This is a genomic window from Geodermatophilus maliterrae (assembly GCF_041018925.1).
Lineage (GTDB): Bacteria > Actinomycetota > Actinomycetes > Mycobacteriales > Geodermatophilaceae > Geodermatophilus > Geodermatophilus maliterrae.
This window is the reverse complement of the sequence record NZ_JBFNXQ010000220.1, coordinates 1-947: the sequence shown is the minus strand read 5'-3', so window position 1 is coordinate 947 and position 947 is coordinate 1. Positions and strand designations below refer to the sequence as shown.

Genomic DNA, 947 nt, shown 5'->3' with positions numbered 1-947 from the left:
TGAGGTTTTCTCACCAGCTTCGACGGCTTGATTGGTGTCGTCGCTGGTCGAGGCCAGGGTTCAAGACGAGGGCGCGGGCTCTCGGGGTGAAGATCGACTCGCCAAAGACCGATCTCCTCTTCCCCGGGAGCCCGCTGTGTCTCATCGTGCCAGCCTGGATGTGTCCGCACCGGTGTTGAAGGCGGTGACCGGCTGGATCGCCCGGTACCGCCGTCGGCCGGGAACCCGTCCGGGCCAGCGGGTCGGCACGGTGCACGCCCAGGTCGTGCTGGCGCTGCGCTGGTTGCGTTACCGCCTGGACGTGCGCATCCTGGCCGCCGACGCCGGAGTCAGCATCGCCACCGCCTACCGCTACCTGCACGAAGCGCTCGAGGTGATCGCCGGGCACGCTCCCGCCCTGGGTGCTGTGCTGACCCAGGCTCGCGCCGTGGGCCTGCCGTTCCTCTGCCTGGACGGCACGTTGATCCCGACCGGGTGGCCGCCCGCGCCGAGCGTGGCCATCACCTGTGGTATTCCGGCAAGCACCACGCCTTCGGCGGCAGCGTGCAGGTCATCTGCGACCCCGGTGGCTTTCCGCTGTGGGTCTCCGAGGTCCGGCCCGGCTCGACCCATGATCTGACCGCCGCCCGCGAGCTGGGCCTGCCGGCGCTGTATCCGCATGCCGTCCGCGGGCTGCCCGTGCTGGCCGACAAGGGCTACACCGGCGCCGGCATCGGGGTGCACGTTCCGATCAAGCACCAGCCCGATGGGCCGCTGCACACCGACAACCGCTGCTACAAGTCCCTGGTCACCGCGTTACGCGCGCCCACCGAGCGGGGCCATGCCCTGCTCGGCCGCTGGCGCGCCCTCGACCGGGTCACCGTCAGCCCGCACCGCATCGGCGCAATTGTCGCCGCCGCATTGGTGCTGACCTCACTCGACCGCGGAAACAGGTGAGAAAACCTCAG

General features: G+C 70.0%; 1 pseudogene. It reads left to right on the top strand.

The annotated features are described in order from the left end of the window. Window positions 1–136: 136 nt before the first annotated feature. A pseudogene (locus ABQ292_RS26570) lies at window positions 137–936 on the top strand (transposase family protein). Window positions 937–947 lie beyond the last annotated feature (11 nt).